Below are 19756 nucleotides of genomic sequence, written 5' to 3'. Positions count from 1 at the left end.
ATGTGGTTCCGGACGGCTGCCCAACGCGGCCGCGGTGCGCGTCCAGCCGGACCAGCTGGAAGCACCCCCTTGAACGAGGCCAGCCTAGTCGCGGATCTCCAACGCCCGGTTCAAACTCAGCGCCGCCAGCGAGCCAACCGCACCCGACAACAGATAAAGGCTCACATACGCCAACCCGAAGTGCGCCGACAGCCCCAGCGCCACCAGCGGCGCGAAACCGGCGCCGACCAGCCAGGCCAGGTCCGAGGTCAGCGCCGCGCCGGTGTAGCGGAAGCGCGCCGGGAAGTTGGCCGTCACGGCGCCGGCCGCCTGGCCGTAGGACAGGCCCAGCAGGCCGAAGCCGATCAGCACGAACAGGTTCTGGCCGGATTCGCCGCCATTCATCAGGCTGGGCACGAAGGCGCTGAAGATCGCGATCAGCACGGCCAGCGCGCCCAGCGTGTTGCGGCGGCCGAAGCGATCCGCGATCAAGCCGGACACGACCACACCGACCAGCGCAATGCCCGCGCCGATGATCTGTATCACTAGGAAGTCGCTGACCGAGCGCAGCGAATACAGCGTGATCCACGACAGGGGGAATACCGTCACCAGGTGGAACAGCGCGTAGCTGGCCAGCGCGGCCAGCGCGCCGATGACCAGGTTACGGCCCTGCGAGCCGACCATCTCGAACACGCCGGTCGGCTGCAGCTCGCGTTCGTCCAGCAGGCGCGCATACTCGGGCGTCGACACCAGGCGGAGCCGGGCAAACAGCGCGACGACGTTGATGGCAAAGGCGACATAGAACGGATAGCGCCAGCCCCATTCGAGGAAGTCCTTGTCGCCCAGCGCCGACAGCAGGAAGGCGAACAGCGAGCCGGCGATGATGAAGCCCACCGGTGCGCCGAGCTGGCCCAGCATCGCATACCAGCCGCGGCGCTTCTCGGGCGCGTTCAGCGCCAGCAGCGATGGCAACCCGTCCCACGAGCCGCCGAGCGCGATGCCCTGGCCGATGCGCAGCAGCGCCAGCAGCAGCAGCGCGACGGTCCCGAGGCGGGCGTATGTGGGCAGGAAGGCAATGCCGGCGGTCGACAGGCCGAGCAAGAACAGCGCCAGCGTCAGCTTGGCCTCGCGGCTGTAGCGGCGCTGGATCGCCATAAAAATCACGGTGCCGATCGGGCGCGCGATGAAGGCAAGCGAGAATACCGCGAACGAATACAGCGTTCCCTGCAGCTGGTCGGCGAACGGGAAGAACACCGACGGGAAGACCAGCACCGAGGCGATGGCATAGACGAAAAAGTCGAAATATTCCGATGCGCGGCCGATCACAACGCCGATCGCGATCTCACCCGGCGCAATATGGCCGTCGCGTGCATTGATATTGCGGGCATCGTCGCCAGCTGAGGAAAGGCTGTTCGGGGCGCCTTGGGGACGCCCTTCGTAGGTTGCCGGTTTTGCCATGATGTCGGTCTTTCGGAAGTGCCAGGTGCGGCCAATGCTCCGAGACTAGCCTGTGACCATGCTTCGGGCAAGGGGGGTGGGACAAAACGTCCAATCGGCAAGAGGCCGAATGCTCGCTACAGTAGCATGTCAGCCATCCTCCGTAAGCTATCGAATGACTTCCTCAATCACCCGTCGCGCGCTCGTCCTGATGCCGCTTGCGCTGCTCTCCGGATGCAACATGGTGGTGATGAACGCCTCCGGCGACATCGCCCGGCAGCAGGGCCAGCTGGTCGTGACCTCCACGCTGCTGATGCTGCTGATCATCATTCCCGTGATCGCATTGACCGTGCTGTTCGCCTGGCGTTATCGCCAGAACAACAAGGCGGCGAAGTATGAGCCGGACTGGGACCATTCCACCCAGCTCGAGCTGGTGATCTGGGGCGCGCCGCTGCTGATCATCATTGCGCTGGGCCTCCTGACCTGGATCAGCACCCACCTGCTCGACCCGTACCGGCCGCTGCAGCGCATCGATGAAACCCGCCCGCTCCGCGCCGATGTCAAGCCGCTGGAAGTGCAGGTCGTGGCGCTCGACTGGAAATGGCTGTTCATCTATCCGGAGCAGGGCGTCGCGACAATCAATGAACTGGTGACGCCGATCGACGTGCCGGTGCGCTTCAAGATCACCGCATCGACCGTGATGAATTCGTTCTATATCCCTGCGCTGGCCGGCCAGATCTACGCGATGCCGGGCATGGACACCACGCTGCACGCGGTGATGAACAAGACCGGCGTCTACGAAGGCTTCTCCGCCAATTACAGCGGCGCCGGCTTTTCGCAGATGCGCTTCAAGTACCACGGCGTCAGCGACGCCGACTTCCAGGCCTGGGTCGCCAAGACCCGCGCCGGCGGCGGCGAGCTGACCCGTGCCGGCTACATGGCGCTGGAAAAACCGACGGTGGCCGACCCGGTCAAGCGCTACGGCAAGGTTACGCCGGCGCTGTACCAGGCCATCGTCAACCGCTGCGTCGACACGGCCGCCGTCTGCATGAACCAGATGATGGCCGCAGACAATGCACGTTCCGGCAAGAGCATCGTCAAGCGCGAGGGCGCGCACCCGGGCGTCGAGGCGCCGGCTAGCGGCATCACCGGCAACGCGCAATCGACGGTGCCAAGCTCGGACGCGCCGCCGTCCCAATCCCCAAACCCCATGAAGAGTCACCATGACAGAGCACACTGACCTGATGAAGCTGCTATTCGGCAGGCTGAGCTGGGACGCGATTCCGCTGCACGAACCCATCCTGATCGCGACGTTTGCCGCGGTGGCGCTGGGCGGCCTGGCCATGCTCGCGCTGATGACCCGCTACCGCCTGTGGGTCCCGCTGTGGCGCGACTGGATCACCAGCATCGACCATAAGAAAATCGGCATCATGTACATCATCCTGGGGCTGGTGATGCTGATGCGCGGCTTTGCCGACGCGCTGATGATGCGCCTGCACCAGGCGGTCGCCTTCGGCGACCAGGCCGGCTTCCTGCCGCCGCATCACTATGACCAGATCTTCACCGCCCACGGCGTGATCATGATCTTCTTCGTCGCGATGCCGCTGGTGACCGGTTTCATGAACTACATCGTGCCGCTGCAGATCGGCGCGCGCGACGTCGCGTTTCCCTTCCTGAACAACTTCAGCTTCTGGATGACGGCGGCCGGCGCCGGCCTGACTATGGTCTCGCTGTTTGTCGGCGAATTCGCCAAGACCGGCTGGCTGGCCTATCCGCCGCTGTCGGGCATACTCGCCAGCCCGGACGTGGGCGTCGACTATTACATCTGGTCGCTGCAGATCGCCGGCGTCGGCACGCTGCTGTCCGGCGTCAACCTGATCGCCACCATCATCAAGATGCGCGCGCCCGGCATGACGCTGATGAAGATGCCGGTTTTCACCTGGACCTCGCTGTGCACCAACGTGCTGATCGTCGCCGCCTTCCCGGTGCTGACCGCGGTGCTGGCGATGCTGGGGCTGGACCGCATGGCCAGCACCAACTTCTTCACGAACGACCTCGGCGGCAACTCGATGATGTACGTGAACCTGATCTGGATCTGGGGCCATCCCGAGGTCTACATCCTGGTGCTGCCCGTCTTCGGCATCTTCTCGGAAGTGGTCTCGACCTTCTCCAGCAAGCGGCTGTTCGGCTATACCTCGATGGTGTACGCGACCGTGGTCATCACCATCCTTTCCTACCTGGTGTGGCTGCATCACTTCTTCACCATGGGTTCTGGCGCCAGCGTCAACTCCTTCTTCGGCATCACGACGATGATCATCTCGATCCCGACCGGCGCGAAGATCTTCAACTGGCTCTTCACCATGTACCGCGGCCGCATCCGCTTCGAGCTGCCGATGATGTGGACCATCGCGTTCATGATTACCTTCGTCATCGGCGGCATGACGGGCGTGCTGCTCGCGGTCCCGCCTGCCGACTTCGTGCTGCATAACAGCCTGTTCCTGATCGCGCACTTCCATAACGTGATCATCGGCGGCGTGCTGTTCGGCCTGTTTGCCGGCATTAACTACTGGTTCCCGAAAGCCTTCGGCTACAAGCTCGACAAGTTCTGGGGCACGCTGTCGTTCTGGTTCTGGGTCGTGGGCTTCTACGCCGCCTTCATGCCGCTGTATGTGCTGGGCCTGATGGGCGTGACCCGCCGGATGAGCCACTTCGAGGACCCGTCGCTGCAGATCTGGTTCCAGATCGCGCTGGTCGGCGCAGTGCTGGTCGCGCTCGGCATCGCCTGCATGCTGGTCCAGTTCGTTGTCAGCTACCTGCGCCGCGATTCGCTGCGCGACCTGACCGGCGACCCGTGGAACGGCCGCACGCTGGAATGGTCGACCTCGTCGCCGCCGCCGGACTACAACTTCGCGTTCACGCCGAAGATCTATGACAACGACAGCTGGGCCGACATGAAGAAGCGTAACTACAGCCGTCCGCTGCAGGGCTTCCTGCCCATCCACATGCCGAAGAACACCGCGGCAGGCTTCATCATCGCCATGCTGTCGGGCCTGGTGGGCTTCGCGCTGATCTGGCAGATGTGGCTGGTGGCGGGACTGGCCTTCATCGCGATGATGGCTGCCATCATCATCCATACCTTCAACTACAAGCGCGACTTCTACATTCCTGCGGACGAGGTTGTCCGCACCGAGGCCGCGCGCACACGTCTGCTGGAAAGCCATGTCTGAGACCATATTGCATCCCGGCGCCCAGAGCGCCGCTCCTGAGGACGTGCAGTTCTATGTGACCGAGCATCATCCGGAAAACGGCACACTGCTCGGCTTCTGGCTGTACCTGATGAGCGACTGCCTGATCTTCGCCTGCCTGTTCGCGGTCTACGCGGTGCTGGGCCGCAGCTATGCCGGCGGCCCGACCGGCGCAGAGCTGTTCGACCTGCCGCTGGTGGCGGTCAACACCGCGCTGCTGCTGCTGTCGTCCATCACCTACGGCTTCGCGATGCTGGAGTCGCAGAAGAAGCGGGTGCGCAGCACCCTGATCTGGCTGGGCGTCACCGGCTTGCTGGGCCTTGGCTTCCTCAGCCTCGAGCTGTACGAGTTCTCGCACCTGATCCACCAGGGCGCCGGTCCGCAGCGCAGCGCTTTCCTGACCGCCTTCTTCACGCTGGTGGGCACCCACGGCCTGCACGTGACCTTCGGCATCATCTGGCTGGTCACGCTGATGTTCCAGGTCGGCCGCCACGGACTGAACGTCGAGAACGGCCGCCGCCTGATGTGCCTGTCGATGTTCTGGCACTTCCTGGACGTGATCTGGATCGGCGTCTTCACCTTTGTCTACCTGATGGGAGTCCTGCCATGAGCGCAAGCACGCACAGCCACGAGCACCAGCATGACGATCACCATGCCCACGGCCACGACGAGCATGCGGGGCACGGCAGCCTGAAAACCTATGCGATCGGCTTCGTGCTGTCGGTGATCCTGACGGCCATCCCGTTCTTCCTGGTGATGAACAAGACCTTCGACAAGTCCAGCACCACCGCCTTCGTGATCCTGGCTTTCGCCGCGGTGCAGATGGTGGTGCACATGGTCTACTTCCTGCACATGAACACGCGGGTCGAAGGCGGATGGTCGATGCTGGCGCTGGTGTTCACGCTGGTGCTGGTCATCATCACGCTGGCCGGCTCGATCTGGGTCATGTACCACCTCAACACCAACATGATGCCCGGCATGGCGCCCGACGGCAGTCACCAGATGCACCAGATGCCATGACAGACGGCATGCCGCGCCAGCGTTCGACGCTGCTGCGGCTGACGCTGCTGGCGCTGTCATTGATTGCCTGCGCCGGCTTCGTGGCGCTGGGTACCTGGCAGCTTTACAGGCTTCAGTGGAAACTGGCCCTGATCGAGCGCGTGGAACAACGGGTGCATGCGGCGCCCGTCGCCGCGCCCGGACCGCAGGACTGGCCGCGTGTCAGCGCCGCGTCCGACGAATACCGCAGGGTGAAGGCCAGCGGCACGCTGCTGACCGGCCAGGCCGTGAAAGTGCAGGCCGTCACTGAACTGGGCAGCGGTTTCTGGCTGCTGGCGCCGCTGCGCGCGGCCGACGGCGCCGTCATCCTGATCAACCTCGGCTTCATTCCCGCCGGTGCCGCGCGCGGCGCGCTGCCGCCGCAGCCTGCTGGCGTGTTCGACGTCACCGGCCTGCTGCGCATGTCCGAGCCGGGAGGGGGTTTCCTGCGCCGGAACGACCCGGCGGCCGGGCGCTGGTATTCGCGCGATGTCGCGGCCATCGCGGCGGCGGGCGGGTTGTCAACGGTCGCGCCCTATTTCATCGACGCCGATGCCGGCAGCGCGTCGCGGCTGGCGAAGCCGGGCGGCGTTGCGCCGGTCGGCGGCTTGACCGTAATCTCCTTCCACAACAGCCACCTGGTTTATGCTCTCACCTGGTATGGGCTGGCGCTGATGATGGCCGGCGCATGCTACTGGGTCGTGCGCGACGAACGCCGGCGCTTCCGCGCCGGCCGCACCGGCCAGGAAGGCGGAGATGGCGGTAAGGACGGCTAGCAACAGTCATGGCGGCGGCAGCGGCGGCGAACGGCCGGACACGGTGACCCGCCGCGCCGCCAGCGTCGAGCATGCGGCCAGCCGGATCAACATGGTCCAGCTGATCCAGCTGCGCTGGTTCGCCGTGGTCGGCCAGATCAGCACGATCGCCTTTGTCAACGTCGGCCTGCGCATTCCCCTGCCCACCGCGCAGATGCTGATGGTGCTGGCCTGCCTGGTCGCATTCAACCTCGGCAGCCAGCTGCGATGGCAGGAAGGCAGCCCGGTCAGCAACCGCGAACTGGTGCTGGCCTTGCTGGTCGATATCGCCAGCCTTACCGCGCTGCTCTATTTCAGCGGCGGCGCATCCAACCCGTTCGCCTTTCTCTACCTGCTGCAGGTAATCCTGAGCGCGCTGCTTCTGGAAGTCTGGTCGACCTGGACCATGGTCGCGCTGACCAGCGCCTGCCTGGCGGGACTGTCGATATGGTCCAGGCCGCTGACCCTTCCTCCCGGCAATGACATCGGTTACTTCAGCCTGTACGTGCAGGGCATGATCATCTGCTTCATCCTCAATGCGTCGCTGCTGGTGGTGTTCATCACCCGCATCAATGCCAACCTGCGCACTGCCGACGCGCTGCTGGCCGACCTGCGCCAGCGCGCCGCGGAAGAGGAACATATCGTCCGCATGGGCCTGCTGGCGTCCGGCGCCGCGCATGAGCTTGGCACGCCGCTGGCCACGCTGTCGGTGATCCTCGGCGACTGGCGGCGCATGCCGGAATTTCGCAAGAACCCTGAGCTGACCGACGAGATCACCGAGATGGAAACCCAGCTGCAGCGCTGCAAGGCCATCGTCAGCGGCATCCTGCTGTCGTCCGGCGAGGCGCGCGGCGAATCGTCGGTGCGCACCACGATCCGCACCTTCCTGGACCAGCTTGCCGGGGAGTGGCGCGCGAGCCGGCCCGTGCATGAATTCGAATACCGGAACCGGCTGCTGCAGGACCTTCCCGTGGTGTTCGACTCGACCCTGAAGCAGATGATATTCAATGTCCTCGACAATGCGCTGGAAGCGTCGCCCGACTGGGTTGCGCTGGAAGCCGGGCGCGACGACGACACGCTGGTGCTGACCGTGACCGATGCCGGCCCCGGCTTCTCCCCCGACATGCTGGCGAATTTCGGCAAGCCCTATCATTCGACCAAGGACAAGCCTGGGCATGGGCTCGGCCTGTTCCTCGTGGTGAATGTGTCCCGCACGCTGGGCGGCACGGTCAGCGCCAGCAATCGCGAAGAGGGCGGCACGAGGGTGCGGCTCACGCTGCCCCTGGCGGCGCTCACGCTGGTGGAAGGAGACGAAGATGCAGGCTGAACGACTGCTGCTCATCATCGAGGACGACGCGGCCTTTGCCCGGACCCTGTCGAAATCCTTCGAGCGCCGCGGCTACCGGGTGCTGCTGGCAAGCAGCCTGGACGAGGCCACCGCGGTGCTGCGGCAGCACAATCCCGCCTACGCGGTGGTCGACCTGAAGCTCAACGGCAATACCTCGGGCCTGACCTGCGTGCAGATGCTGCACAAGCATGACCCCGAGATGCTGATCGTGGTCCTGACCGGGTATGCCAGCATCAACACCGCGGTGGAAGCGATCAAGCTGGGCGCGGTGCAATACCTTGCCAAGCCGGCCAACACCGACGACATCGAAGCGGCGTTCGGCCATGTCGCCGGCATCGAGCCGGTCGAACTGACGAACCGGGCGACCTCGATCAAGACGCTGGAATGGGAGCGCATACACGAAGTGCTGGTCCAGACCGACTTCAATATCTCGGAGACGGCGCGCCGGCTGGGCATGCACCGGCGCACGCTGGCGCGCAAGCTGGAGAAGCAGCGGATCAAGTAGGGGCTGCGGGCAGGGCGGGACGGCATGCGCATTGCGCACTACGCGTCGTGGATTTTATGACACCATGTGTCGATGCGGGCGCATAGAAAGCCCGCCAATCCAACGAGGAGCACGACATGAATCCATCGACCGCACCGGTCCTGCTGCAGCGCGAAGGCGGCATCGCCTGGCTGGTGCTGAACCGTCCGTCCGCGCTCAACGCGCTCGACATGCCGACCGCGAACGCCTTTTTAGCCTGCTGCGAGGAATTGGCCGCCGACCCCAGCGTGCGCGCGGTCGTGCTGAAAGGCGAGGGCAAGGCCTTCGGCGTCGGCGGCGACCTGGCCGCGTTGCGCAACGACCCGGCCGCAACCGCGATGGCCCTGATCGGGCCGCTGCACCGTGCGGTGCTGCTGCTGACGTCGATGGACGCGCCAGTCATCGCCAGCCTGCACGGCAGCGTCGCCGGCGGCAGCATGAGCCTGTCGATGGCCTGCGACCTGGCAATCGCCGCCGATACCACCCGTTTCAACCTCGCCTATGTCAATGTCGCCGCCAGCAGCGACGTGTCCGGCTCCTGGCATCTGCCGCGGCTGGTCGGGCTGCGCAACGCGATGGCAATTGCGCTGCTCGGCGACAGTTTCGACGCCGCCGAGGCATTGCGGCTGGGGCTGGTGAATCGCGTGGTGCCGGCGATCGCGCTGCAGGAGGAAACCGATGCGCTGGCGCGGCGCCTGGCCGGCGGGCCAACGCTTGCGATCGGAAGGATGAAGCGCCTGCTGCGGCAATCGCTGGACAATTCGCTGGAAACGCAGCTGGACCTGGAGCGGGACAACTTCCGCGCCAGCGCCGGCACCGCGGACTTCGCCGAAGCGCTGAATGCATTCTTTTCCAAGCGGGCTGCGCATTTCAGCGCAAAGTGATGAAGCAGGGCGGCGCAGGCGGGCGGCTCAGAATCCGAAATCCTTTTTGGCCTCGTCACGGTTTTCCCGGACCGCATCCGCCTTGTCGGCTTCGGCGGTGCCACGATATTCAAGGATGAGCAGGTATTTGTGTACGCCAAGCACTTCCCGTATCAGGGTGACGGCGACCGGCGCGCCGGCGGCGGTGTACACCACGACGTTCGGCCTTGCCCCCGGGGGCTGCGGCGGCGGTTCGCCGAAAATGCCGTCGACCGCATCGCGAAAGGCTTTCAGATTGTCCTCGCCGGTGGCCGAACGCAGTTCGACCCGGACCAGCTTGTCATTTTCAAAACAATACAGCACCCCGAACAGCTGGGCGCGGGCCAGGCGAAGTTCTTCACGGCGGTTGGCATAGCAGCCCGACGGGTTGCTGACTGCGGTTGCGTTTGGCAGGCGCGCGACCGGGTCGCCCCATTTCATGCCGCGAAAACCTTCCGGCGCCGCGGCGCTGCAGAATGCCGCGGCCAGGTACAACAATAGCGGGGCAAGCTTGGGGCAAGGCGGAAGGCGCATGCGGAAAGTCGCTCTTTCAGGGAAGGAATCTGCGGGTAAGCGCTCGGGGCAGATTCTAGCATCAGCAAAAGACAGTGGAGGCAGCGCCGTGGCCGAGAACTAATCGGACCCGGAGATAGTCAACGCTGGATGCAAATTCGCGGAGCGCGACCAGCAAAATGAGCATGACCTCGATTGCAGGCCAGAGCGGCCTGCGCAGGGAGTCGACCGGCAGCGGCGGCACGTTGAGCGACTGCCAGGTTGCGCAGGGACCAGCGCATTCGCCACCCGGGTTTGGGGCGGACGACAATTTCGACGATGCGGATCATGCCGCGCATTACCTGGCGATCTGCGAATTGCTCCAGCGGCATGCAGGCGACGGCTCGGTGCTGGACATCGGCTGCGGCGATGGCAGGCTATATCACTACCTGACCGAGCATGCAGGCATGCCAGCCTCCTGCTATACCGGGATCGACATCTGCGGCGACGCGGTGCGCCTCGCCGCGGCGCGCTTCCCGGAAGCCCGGATCGGACGGCGCGACTATGGCGCCGAATCGGTCGCAAGCCAGTTCGACTGCGTGATCTTCAATGACTCGCTGCATTGCTTTGCCGATCCGGCAATGGTGCTCGACAAGTGCATCGACAGAAACATGCATGCCTGCTCGGTGCTGATCGTCGCCATGCCCGAAGGCATGCACGAACCGGTTTGGGAATTGCTGGCGCAGCGTTATCGGCTGGTGGACGAGAGGAAGGTCCGCGACGCCTGTGGCAGCGCCTGGGCGGTGCAGACATTCAAGTTGCCGGGCAGCCAGCGGATGTGCTGACTGCGCCCCGGCGGGTCAGGCTCGATTCAGATCTGGTCTTCTATCAAGCCAACCGGCAGTTCTTCGGTCTGCGCGGGCGGCATCTGCCATTGTTCGTCGAAATCATTGTCGATGTTGTAGTCAGTCATGGTGTGCTCCGGTTCGGTTTGATGGGTTTACCTTACGTCGTTATGCCGCGACGCACCATTCCCGAAACTCCATACCTGACGTAGGCATTCTCCGACAAGCGCAAGTTTTATGCTGCGATCGCACATCGCGAGCGGCGGCGATTTCAGCGCATGGCAGGCGGAAGATGCCCGCTCATGCCCCGGCGCATGGATTCATTGCCTGGAATAGGAGGATAGAGACAGGAGAAACAGCCATTACCTGTGGCAATCGATCGAAATTTCCGATCTTTGATGAATTTTATGCGGCAAGGTAACATCTTGCTTGGAACAAACATTGTTAGATGCTGTCTGATTCCCGGAAATGGGACATTGCGGAAAATTATCCCCAAAATGTGTCATTGTTTGCTTTATACCAAGTTCTTTGTTTCTTATTGGTATATTATTAACGTACTGCAACTAAATGACGAGTTTGGAAAAAATCATGGACGAACAGCATCCGCTCACCTCCCAGACCGAGTACAACCCGGACAAGCTCCTGGATGCCCTGTTGGACCGGCTGGTTCTGAAAAATGACGCGGCACTGGCCCGTGCGCTGGAGGTGGCTCCGCCGGTAATCAGCAAGATACGGCACCGCCGGCTGCCCGTCGGCGCGTCCATTCTGATCCGGATGCATGAAGTGTCGAACCTGCCCATCCGCGAATTGCGCGACCTGATGGGCGATCGCAGGCAGAAGTATCGCTTGAGCGATGTCCAGGGCAAGCCCAAGGACATCTGAGGTGTGGTCAGTGCAGGCGCTGCACCAGTTTGGCGCCTGTATTGTCCATTTCCGCCAGCGCTTTACGGAAGAAGCTGCTTTCCTGCAAGCTGGACGTGTCGATGCGCTCGGTGCCTGTGAGGGTAATTTCATCGCACAGATGTTCGATCACGTCGGTGAGAAACCATTCGCCGAAGCGCTGTATGTCATGTGAAGCCAGGTCGCCCATGTCGATCAGGTTCAGCGCCTGCGACCAGCCGACGGTTTCGATCATGACGCCGTTCTCCTGGGCGGTCTTGCGGGACCAGCGCGGATCGTGCGCCATGCGCTGGTGCAGGTCGTCGGCCCGGGCAATACGCTGAATGTCCTCGACGGCAAAACGGACCTCCCTGTCGACCACAACACGAAGCGCTTCATTCTGATACCAGATTGTCAATACCTGTTGTGCTGCGGTCTGAGTCGCATCCATGGTCTTCCTTCTTTAAATTCAAGTAGTCGCAATAACATGCCCAGCGGGGAAACATCGTTGCACGCCTGACCCGTTTACGGTTTCCTAGCGGAAACTTTTAGGGTGGCACTAAAATTTATTTGCAGCTTTAACAGGGATCAACTACGTGGTGCGAAAAGCAAGGACGGTTGCAAACCGATTCGTCATGGAAATCCGGTACGCGCCCGTCGCAGAACTATAGCAGCAGTTTTTCCGATTGGAAGAACAGCTTATTTCGAATAGTCAAGATGGCAATGCCGCTTTTTTACTAATAAAAGGCGGTTTAATCGTCTTCCAGAGGGAACGCGTTTCAGGCCCTGAATCTCGTCTCCGGAAGGCAGGTGAAAGCCTGTTGTTTTTTTGTTGTAAAACCCGCCCGGGAGGGATTAACGAACGGTCATTGTGGGGGTAGTATTGCGACCATTACCATGCCGAATTGATATTAACGATCAGATCGTCAATTCGGTACGCAGAGGCGCGCGGCTTCCGGTACACTCCGGGTTCCGCTGCGATAAGTAATTTAAAGACAAAGACCCGGAATAGGAAATACCGGACAATGTCGGACTTGATGTTACTGACAGGCCGGCAGCGAATAAAGTGTTTGGCAATAGACGTGGCTGGCGCTGCGCCGGACGTCCATGCCAGATACCGACGCGTCGATGCGTCTGGCTATGGCCAGGCGTGCATGCGCTGAACCAGTCCGGTTCACCCTGGCAGCGGGCTGTTAGCCATTATTTCCAGGTTATCGACCTGCTCGATGGACTGCCGCAACGAGGCGGCCATCCGTAAGCGAATTAAAGAGTGCGGTGCTGCAATGTCACCCGCGTTTGAACCACCCGTTAAATTAAGCCATGCCTGATAAAATCGAAAAATCCGCTGCACCAAAAGTCATTAAATGGACAGAAGAAGAATGGGCGAGCGTCGCCAACCATCTTTTTGGTCAAAAAGGCGCCGTCCTCCTGTCTTCGCCACGGCTTGAAGAAATCCGCGCCAAGGACGTTTTCCTGGCGCAGGAGGCTTTGCCGGAAGACCGTCATCGCAAGCTGATTTCGATCGCCCAGGGATTCCAGGGCATACGCGACCGCCTCAGCACCATCTTTCAGGGCATGAGCCACGAGCAGGGCCTCGCCGAAAGCACGCCAGCGCCGGAAGCCCCGGCCCCTGCGGCCCCGGCCGAGGCAGCGACCGAGCGCCGGCCCGCAGTCGAAAGCGCGCCCCGCGCCACGCCTCCGGCTGAGCCGGTCGCCGCGGTCGAGGCGGAAGCCGCGCCAGCCCCGGCCGCCGAAGCGGTCGCAGAGCCAGACGCCGCGCCGGCTAGCGCCGCTCCCACCGCTCCCGCCGTTCAGCCTGTCGCCGAAAGTGCGCAGCCGGAACAACCTTCGCAGCGCCGTCAGGATGCCGCTAGCCCCGCGCAGCAGGCACGCGAGCGCCACAAGGAGCGGATGAACGAGAACCGGGCGCAGCCCCAGGGCCAGCCCCAACCCCAACCCCAACCCCAACCGCAGCCCCAGGTGCAAGCCCAGGTCCAGCCGACTCCGGTGGCGCCGCAGGTGCAACCGCCCGCCAGTTTCCTGGAAGCGTCGCGCCCGTTTGTCGCCATGGTGTGCGAAGAGATGGCGCTTGCGCTGGTCAAGGTCCTGGCCACTAAGGGCGGCGACCAGCAATTCGGCGCCATGATCCAGAAGGCGCTGGCGCAATTCGCGCCCGCACAGAACAGCGGCGGCGCGCCCCGGCAGGAGCGTCAGGAACGGCAGGAGCGACAGGAACGGCAAAACCAGCCGCGCCATGAACGCGCTCCCCAGCCGCAGTCGTTCAACACGGTCATCGACACCCCGGAACGCGCCCCATTGGTGGATGGTGTCGACGACGACGGCGGCCATCCGGCGGAAGTGCAGCCCCTGTTCGACCCGAAGCTGCCGCCATCGGCCAACAGCGACTTCAAGCCGACAATCGGCTTGGTGGGTTCCAATATGCGTGAACTCGACGACCTGCAGCTGCTGTACCCGCAGCTGCGCCTGACCGTGGTTGCGCCGGATGCGGTGCGCAGCGCCGACGTGTTCCGCCAGTGCCAGCGCATCATCGGCCTGCGCGAGGATGTTGCCCAGCCTGTCGATGAACTGCTGCGCCGCCTGCTGCGCAACCGTTATATCCGCATTGCCGGCGGCATTCCCCGCGTGCGGGAGCAGCTCAACTCATGGCTCCACAATCCGAACTCGATCAACGCAGAGCCGCGTCCGCATGTGCCGCGTGGCCCCAAGGGTCCGGGACAAGGCCAGGGCCAGGGGCAAGGGCAGGGCGAGGGCGGCGGCAAGAAGCGCCACAACCGTCATCTTCGCTCCACGCGCTGAGCCGCTGAGCCGCTGAGTTGAAAGGAGGGCGCTCCGGCCGGATGCGCTCCCCGGGCGTTCCGGGCCGCATCGACCGTGATGCGGCCTTCTGCGTGCGCAGCCCTTTGCAGGCTGGCGCGCCGCCGGGACGTCCATTCTTCAATTTCCCCAATTTGTCCTTTATCCCCAGAGTGATGCGCATGGCCTGAGCCGGCTATCGTCCCTGGTTCATGCCATGCGCAGGCAATTCCGGCCGACCGCTTCCGCAATTCGCTTGCGCGTGGCGGGACGTATCGGGTAGTCCCGTGCCATCTTTACAATGCCGGCTGCCACGGCGCTCATTCGCGCAATGGCGGCTTCGGCGCGGCCAGGGTCCAGGCTGTTGCTGCTGGCCAGCCGCAAAAGGTGCGACCTTCCCGGGTACCTGCCTTCGCCCTCGATATCCATCTGGTGCTCGCCTCCCGGGCCGTCGCTGAAGGTGAGGTCGTAGCACGGGGCCAGCCTCCACGAAAAACGATCGTCCATCCGGTAGGAAAAATTCTTCACATGGTCGTCGCGGTTATGGAAGATGACATTGAACACGCATCGTTCATAAGCCTTTTCCACTTCGCGTTCGCTGTGCGTCATCGCGCGGGTATTGCGCAGCAGCGTCTGGTAACTGGCTGAAGGAATACGAAAGTCCGCATGCAGCACACCGGCCAGCGTATGCACCGGCACCCGCATGCCGTCCTGCCGGTCGAAGCGTTCGATGGCGAACGCAGCCAGGCCGCGGCCGAGGTCGAAGCAGGCGGTGCGCGGCATGTCCAGGCCGCAGTCGCGCGCCAGCCGGGCATACAGCGCTTCGATCGCACAAACTTCCTTGTGCTCTCCCCGGGCCGGGAATTTGACCAGCCATGGCGTGCCCGCGGCCGATGGCAATGTGCTGATGCGGCCGCTGCCAGGATCGTATTGCACCAGCGCCTTGGGCCGCGCGCCCTGCGGCGAGCCGCCGATGACCGCCAGCTGCGTCAGCGCGGCGACATCCTGGTCTTCGACATCCGCCCTGACTTCGCGGGCGAGCGTCAGCAATGCAACATCGTCCGCCGGCAGCGCAACGTCGGTGGCAGGCTCGAAGGCCAGCGCGCCCATCGCGCGTTCGCCGAGAAAGGCCAGCCGGTCCAGCGGCGATATCTGGTGCGGCAGATAGCCGAGCCTGGCCAGCACCTGGTCCATCAGGCGCAGGCCCCAGCCGTCGGGCAAGGCGTCGGCGATCAGGCCCGGCAGGCGGAACTGGTAAGCCGGGAAATCCCCGTAGGCCTGCGCACGCAGCTTCAGGTGCCGCGGCGAGAATTCAATGTTCCTCGCCAGTGCGGCAGCCGAATATTCGAAAAGCAAGGCGCGGCCATTATCGGCCAGCGTTCCGAGCGGCCACTTTTCGCCCCAGCCGCAAAAGAGGACCGTGATTTTTTTCATGCCGGGGGTTTCGGCGTCGTGGCGCGGGGCGCGCGGCGGCGGCCGGGCTTTTCGGCCTGCTCCATCTGCTCGATCGAACGGATCTGCAGCACAAATAGCGGCTGCAGCTGGTCAGCCAGGCCCAGCGCCATCACGGCGCGGACGAAGTTTTCCAGCGTGCAGCGGCCATGCGCTTCGATCAGCTTGACCGTGCTGGCGCTGATGCCGGCGCGCTGCGCGAGTTCGGACTGCGACAGGCCAAGCGCCAGCCTTTGCGCCTGCAGCCGACGGCCGAGTTCGGCGCGTATTTCATGTTCCGCGGCAAATCCGAAATCCAGCATTACAAGTCCAGGCCATGGAAAGCGCCAAGCCTAGCATTAAAACAGCTATGTGGATTAAATTTAAGCTATTAAGCAGAAAATAGAGATTTAATGGGTTATTTTTAATCCGTTAGCTATTACCTTCGCCTCGGCTTCCACGACCGCCGTCCTGTGAAAACCGCTCTCCCGCTACTCGCCCTCGATCTCGATCTCGACGCCAGCGTCCTTCAACACGGTGCCGGCGGTGCGAAAGGCTTCAAGCGCGGCGGGCGCGCCGGCATAGATCGCCGACTGCAGCAGGATTTCCTGCAGCTCCCGCGCGCTGACGCCGTTATTGATCGCGCCGCGCACGTGGACCGCCAGCTCATGCTGCCGGCCAAGCGCGGTGAGCATCGCAACGGTAATCATGCTGCGCGACTTCGCATCGAGTCCATCGCGGCCCCATACGCCGCCCCATGCCGCTTCCGTCACGAACTTCTGGATCGGCTTGTTGAACGCGTCGACGTTATCCAGCGACTTTTGCACGTGCGCTTCGCCGAGCACTTCGATCCGCTTGGCAAGACCCTTGGCAAATTCGGGCGTATTGAATTCTTCAGGTAAATTCATGGTTGCTCCATGGTTTTTCGTGCCGCAATGTTAACAGAAGCTTATGCGGCCAACCCTTGCGCCTGCGCTATCCGCCAGCCGCCGCAGCCGGAACCATCACCGGGCGCCGGCCTCTGATTCATTCGACAACAAACAATCAGGAACATGCCATGTCTATCGGTACCGATTTCGGAAGGATACTGGAGCAGTACAGCGATCCCTCTACCCAGGCAAACCAGCCGCAGGTCGAACAGGATTTCGACCATGTTGCGCAGCATGCCGCACCGGAAGAGCTGGAGCAGGGCCTGAGCCACGCATTTCGCTCCGATCAGACGCCGCCGTTCGGCAACATGGTCGGCCAGATGTTCGGGCAGGCTGACTCCGGCCAGCGCGCCGGCATGCTGAACCAGCTGATCGGCGCGCTGGGACCGGCCGTTATCGGTTCCATCCTCGGCGGACGCGCCGGCGGCATGGGCGGCTTGGGAGGCCTGGGCGGTCTCGGCGGTGCGGGCGGCCTGGGCGGCGCGGGTGCGGGCGGTCTTGGCGGTCTCGGCGGCTTGCTGGGCAGCCTGCTTGGCGGCGGCGCAGCGGGCGCCGGCGCGGAGGCGCAGCAACCGCCCCAGGTGTCGCCGCAGGACGCGGAGCGCATGACGCCGGAGGAAGTGCAGGAGCTTGCCGCACAGGCCGAACAGCAGAATCCCGGCATCATCGACCAGATGAGCCGCTACTATGCGCAGAATCCGCAGCTGTTCAAGGCATTGGGCGGCGCGGCGCTGGCAGTAGCGCTCGGGCAGATGGCACAGCGGCGGCGCTAGATTCAGCCGGCACGCCCCGGCATGCTGTCAAACAGGCTTGCCGGGGAGCAGCGACCGTCGCCGCGCCCTGCGTGCGGTAGGCGCCGGAATCCGGTCTTCGAGCGGACGCGGCCGTACCGGCAGGCACTGCGCGGCCCGTGCCGTGATCAGTCGCCCTGCCCGGTCGCCCCGGCGCCGGCCTTCACGCTGCCGTCCGGCTGCGGGACCGTAATCGGCCTGACGACCACCGGCGCCACGCCATCCTCCTTCATGTCGAGTTTTTCCGCGACTTTCGGCGTAACGTCGACGATGCGGTTCGCGACGTACGGACCACGGTCGCGTATCTCGACGACGGCGCTCTTGCCGCTGTCCAGGTTGGTCACCCGGGCTTTCGTTCCCAGCGGCAGCGTCTTGCTGGCGGCGACGTTGGCCGACGGGTCCATTCGCGTGCCGTCCGCCATCTTCCTTCCCTTGAATTTCCCGGCGTAATACGACGCCTTGCCCCTGACCGCCTTCCCGCTATGGTCGAGCGCTGTCTTCCTGGCAGCCTTCGCGGCCGGCTTGGCAGGTTTCGCAGCCGCCTTGGCAGGCTTCGCAGCCGACTTCTTCCTGGCCTCCGGCGCATGGGATGCGGAATGATGCGGCGTGGCCGCTTGCGCCGTCGCCGCGAGACAGGCCGCCATGCAAATAACGCTCAATGATCGATAGGTAATTGCCATCATTGAAATTCGATCGATTCCGGCCGCGGAAGTTCAGGAGCGTGCCAGCGAGCAAGTTGGTAGCGCTAAGTTTGTGACTAACCGGCTTTTCCACGTGGCAACTTGGTACAATCGCTGCCGACGACCGGGAACGTCGTCGATCCAGAGCGTCCTACCCAAGAAAACGCCCCCATGCCCAATGACATTGCCTCCCTGATCTTGGCGCTCACCGTGAGCATGTGCACGATGGCCGTTGCGCTGCCCGCCGTCATGGGACAGGTCAATGCGGCTGCCCGGCGCGCGCAGGTCGGCGTCTGCATGCAGGCGCTGGGCTGGGTGCTGCTGCTTGTTTCCAGCATGGTGGCGGGCGGTTCGTGGACCGACCGGCTGCTTTCGACCTTGTCCATGGCAGGCATCGCCGGCGGGCTGGCGCTCAATGCCACCGCGTTCAACCTGTGGTGCGGCCGCAGCCCGTCGGCGCGGATGCCGGCGGTGGTCGCCGTCGTGCTCACCGTCGGCTATGCGCTGGGTTTTTCCAGCTATGCATTCCGCGTCAGCTGGGCCAATGGCCTGCTGGCGCTGCAGATGACGATGGTGGCCGTCACGCTGGCGCGCAAGCCGCTGGTGCCGGTCGGCGGATGGCGCTGGCTGCTGGTGCTGGCGCTGGCGGCGCAGGTCGTCGTCACCGCCTGGCGCGGCGCGCTTGCCGCCTTCGATACAATGGCCTTTCCCTCGTTCATGGCGCCGCATCCGATCAACCTGCTGTTTGCGCTGGTCGCCAATGCGACCGCGGTGCTGTCCCTGATCGGCATCCTGCTGGCCCACCGCGACGAGGCGGCCCGCGCGCTCGAGCGGCTGGCGACGCTGGACGGCATGACCGGCGTGCTGAATCGCCGCGCATGGCTGGCCCATGCCGGCGTCGAACTGGCCAACGCCGCGCGCTACGGCCACCGGCTCGGGGTGCTGCTGATCGACATCGATCATTTCAAGGAGGTCAACGACAGCCGCGGGCACGAGGCGGGCGACCATGCGCTGCAGTTCTTCGCCAGGGCACTGCAGAGCGCGTGCCGGTCCGGCGACCTGGTGTGCCGCTATGGCGGCGAGGAATTCTGCGTGCTGATGAACCGGGCCGACCTGCTGTCCACGCAGGCATTCGACCGGCGCATACGGGCCTACCTGGCCGAAGCGGCGCCGCGCGAAATCGGCTATCCGCTCAATTACAGCGCCGGCATTGCCGTCAGCTCGGCGAGCGACGACACGCTGGACGCGATGCTGCGGCGCGCCGACGTCGCGCTGTACAGCGCCAAGGCGCTCGGCCGCGGATGCACGCTGGACGCCGAGGCGCTGCACATGTCGGCGACATAGCGGCATGGCGCACATTGCCCGGCCCGGCCGGCTGTGGCAGCATAGGCTTTCCACTGGCATAGCGACGGCGACAAGGTCAACTACCCCGGCCTGAGACTCACCTTGGAATGCTTTCTAAGTTCCAAGCTCTGAAAGCGGCAGAAGCAGACAAGCATAGGGTAAGCACGAAACGGTCTGTCGCGAAGGAGTAATCCTGAAGCTGCGTTGCACCATCGTCGAAGGAAGAGCACCGAAAGGTGCCGTAACAAGGCCCGTAAGGGCAGAATTTTAGGAGAAGGACGTGGC

The 19756-nt window shown here is 63.8% G+C and carries 20 protein-coding genes; 13 read left to right on the top strand and 7 right to left on the bottom strand.

Annotation, left to right across the window (positions count from 1 at the left end; translation table 11 throughout):
* Window positions 1-84: 84 nt before the first annotated feature.
* Entirely contained in the window at window positions 85-1437 is a 1353-nt protein-coding gene (locus tag QOL82_RS21965; protein ID WP_283444456.1) for an MFS transporter, read from the bottom strand.
* 154 nt (window positions 1438-1591) lie between these two features.
* Here QOL82_RS21965 and cyoA point away from each other — a divergent pair, with 154 nt between their 5' ends.
* From cyoA to QOL82_RS21925, 8 genes are all read left to right on the top strand, one after another.
* The gene (gene cyoA, locus QOL82_RS21960; protein WP_283444455.1) at window positions 1592-2656 is read left to right on the top strand and encodes a ubiquinol oxidase subunit II; all 1065 of its coding nucleotides are present in this window, start codon (window positions 1592-1594) and stop codon (window positions 2654-2656) included.
* Window positions 2640-4643: a cytochrome o ubiquinol oxidase subunit I gene (gene cyoB, locus QOL82_RS21955; protein WP_283444454.1), complete on the top strand. Its 2004-nt coding sequence runs from the start codon at window positions 2640-2642 to the stop codon at window positions 4641-4643. The genes cyoA and cyoB overlap by 17 nt, the downstream gene beginning before the upstream one ends.
* Window positions 4636-5271 carry a cytochrome o ubiquinol oxidase subunit III gene (gene cyoC / locus QOL82_RS21950; protein WP_283444453.1) on the top strand — a complete coding sequence of 212 codons (636 nt, stop codon included), beginning with the start codon at window positions 4636-4638 and terminating at the stop codon, window positions 5269-5271. The genes cyoB and cyoC overlap by 8 nt, the downstream gene beginning before the upstream one ends.
* Complete coding sequence (cyoD, locus tag QOL82_RS21945; protein ID WP_283444452.1) at window positions 5268-5681, top strand: cytochrome o ubiquinol oxidase subunit IV; 414 nt, start codon at window positions 5268-5270, stop codon at window positions 5679-5681. Before cyoC ends, cyoD begins: the two co-directional genes overlap by 4 nt.
* Window positions 5678-6475, top strand: coding sequence for an SURF1 family protein (locus QOL82_RS21940; RefSeq protein WP_283444451.1), 798 nt, complete (start codon window positions 5678-5680; stop codon window positions 6473-6475). Before cyoD ends, QOL82_RS21940 begins: the two co-directional genes overlap by 4 nt.
* On the top strand, window positions 6456-7820 hold the full coding sequence (locus tag QOL82_RS21935; RefSeq protein ID WP_283444450.1) for an ATP-binding protein: 1365 nt from the start codon (window positions 6456-6458) through the stop codon (window positions 7818-7820). The genes QOL82_RS21940 and QOL82_RS21935 overlap by 20 nt, the downstream gene beginning before the upstream one ends.
* Window positions 7810-8346 carry a response regulator transcription factor gene (locus tag QOL82_RS21930; protein ID WP_283444449.1) on the top strand — a complete coding sequence of 179 codons (537 nt, stop codon included), beginning with the start codon at window positions 7810-7812 and terminating at the stop codon, window positions 8344-8346. The genes QOL82_RS21935 and QOL82_RS21930 overlap by 11 nt, the downstream gene beginning before the upstream one ends.
* A 116-nt stretch (window positions 8347-8462) precedes the next feature.
* The gene (locus QOL82_RS21925; RefSeq protein WP_283444448.1) at window positions 8463-9248 is read left to right on the top strand and encodes an enoyl-CoA hydratase/isomerase family protein; all 786 of its coding nucleotides are present in this window, start codon (window positions 8463-8465) and stop codon (window positions 9246-9248) included.
* 27 nt (window positions 9249-9275) lie between these two features.
* On the opposite strand, the gene QOL82_RS21920 is transcribed toward QOL82_RS21925, so the two are convergent.
* Entirely contained in the window at window positions 9276-9800 is a 525-nt protein-coding gene (locus tag QOL82_RS21920) for a hypothetical protein (protein ID WP_283444447.1), read from the bottom strand.
* A 164-nt stretch (window positions 9801-9964) separates the two neighbouring features.
* Between QOL82_RS21920 and QOL82_RS21915 the strand changes: the two genes are divergently transcribed.
* Window positions 9965-10603, top strand: a complete 639-nt coding sequence (locus QOL82_RS21915; protein ID WP_283444446.1) for a class I SAM-dependent methyltransferase — start codon at window positions 9965-9967, stop codon at window positions 10601-10603.
* A gap of 588 nt (window positions 10604-11191) precedes the next feature.
* Window positions 11192-11485: a hypothetical protein gene (locus QOL82_RS21910; protein ID WP_283444445.1), complete on the top strand. Its 294-nt coding sequence runs from the start codon at window positions 11192-11194 to the stop codon at window positions 11483-11485.
* A 7-nt stretch (window positions 11486-11492) separates the two neighbouring features.
* Here QOL82_RS21910 and QOL82_RS21905 read toward each other — a convergent pair whose 3' ends face one another.
* Window positions 11493-11933: a hypothetical protein gene (locus QOL82_RS21905; protein ID WP_283444444.1), complete on the bottom strand. Its 441-nt coding sequence runs from the start codon at window positions 11931-11933 to the stop codon at window positions 11493-11495.
* A gap of 869 nt (window positions 11934-12802) precedes the next feature.
* On the opposite strand from QOL82_RS21905, the gene QOL82_RS21900 reads away from it, so the two are divergent.
* The gene (locus QOL82_RS21900; protein ID WP_283444443.1) at window positions 12803-14299 is read left to right on the top strand and encodes a hypothetical protein; all 1497 of its coding nucleotides are present in this window, start codon (window positions 12803-12805) and stop codon (window positions 14297-14299) included.
* A 207-nt stretch (window positions 14300-14506) separates the two neighbouring features.
* Here the strand turns inward: QOL82_RS21900 and QOL82_RS21895 are convergent, their stop codons facing one another.
* The 3 genes from QOL82_RS21895 to QOL82_RS21885 all read right to left on the bottom strand — a co-directional run bounded on the left by QOL82_RS21895 (window position 14507) and on the right by QOL82_RS21885 (window position 16635).
* Entirely contained in the window at window positions 14507-15730 is a 1224-nt protein-coding gene (locus QOL82_RS21895; protein ID WP_283444442.1) for a type II toxin-antitoxin system HipA family toxin, read from the bottom strand.
* Entirely contained in the window at window positions 15727-16050 is a 324-nt protein-coding gene (locus tag QOL82_RS21890) for a helix-turn-helix domain-containing protein (protein WP_283444441.1), read from the bottom strand. Before QOL82_RS21890 ends, QOL82_RS21895 begins: the two co-directional genes overlap by 4 nt.
* A 168-nt stretch (window positions 16051-16218) precedes the next feature.
* Entirely contained in the window at window positions 16219-16635 is a 417-nt protein-coding gene (locus tag QOL82_RS21885) for a carboxymuconolactone decarboxylase family protein (RefSeq protein ID WP_283444440.1), read from the bottom strand.
* Between the two features lie 149 nt (window positions 16636-16784).
* Here QOL82_RS21885 and QOL82_RS21880 point away from each other — a divergent pair, with 149 nt between their 5' ends.
* Window positions 16785-17429 carry a hypothetical protein gene (locus QOL82_RS21880; RefSeq protein WP_283444439.1) on the top strand — a complete coding sequence of 215 codons (645 nt, stop codon included), beginning with the start codon at window positions 16785-16787 and terminating at the stop codon, window positions 17427-17429.
* A gap of 146 nt (window positions 17430-17575) precedes the next feature.
* On the opposite strand, the gene QOL82_RS21875 is transcribed toward QOL82_RS21880, so the two are convergent.
* Window positions 17576-18091, bottom strand: a complete 516-nt coding sequence (locus QOL82_RS21875; RefSeq protein ID WP_283444438.1) for a septal ring lytic transglycosylase RlpA family protein — start codon at window positions 18089-18091, stop codon at window positions 17576-17578.
* A gap of 207 nt (window positions 18092-18298) precedes the next feature.
* Here QOL82_RS21875 and QOL82_RS21870 point away from each other — a divergent pair, with 207 nt between their 5' ends.
* Window positions 18299-19471, top strand: a complete 1173-nt coding sequence (locus tag QOL82_RS21870; protein WP_283444437.1) for a GGDEF domain-containing protein — start codon at window positions 18299-18301, stop codon at window positions 19469-19471.
* Window positions 19472-19756: the final 285 nt, after the last annotated feature.

The sequence above is a fragment of the Noviherbaspirillum suwonense genome (assembly GCF_900182955.1).
Lineage (GTDB): Bacteria > Pseudomonadota > Gammaproteobacteria > Burkholderiales > Burkholderiaceae_D > Noviherbaspirillum_A > Noviherbaspirillum_A suwonense.
Note: the sequence above shows the minus strand (reverse complement) of the source record. Positions and strands in the feature narration are given on the sequence as shown.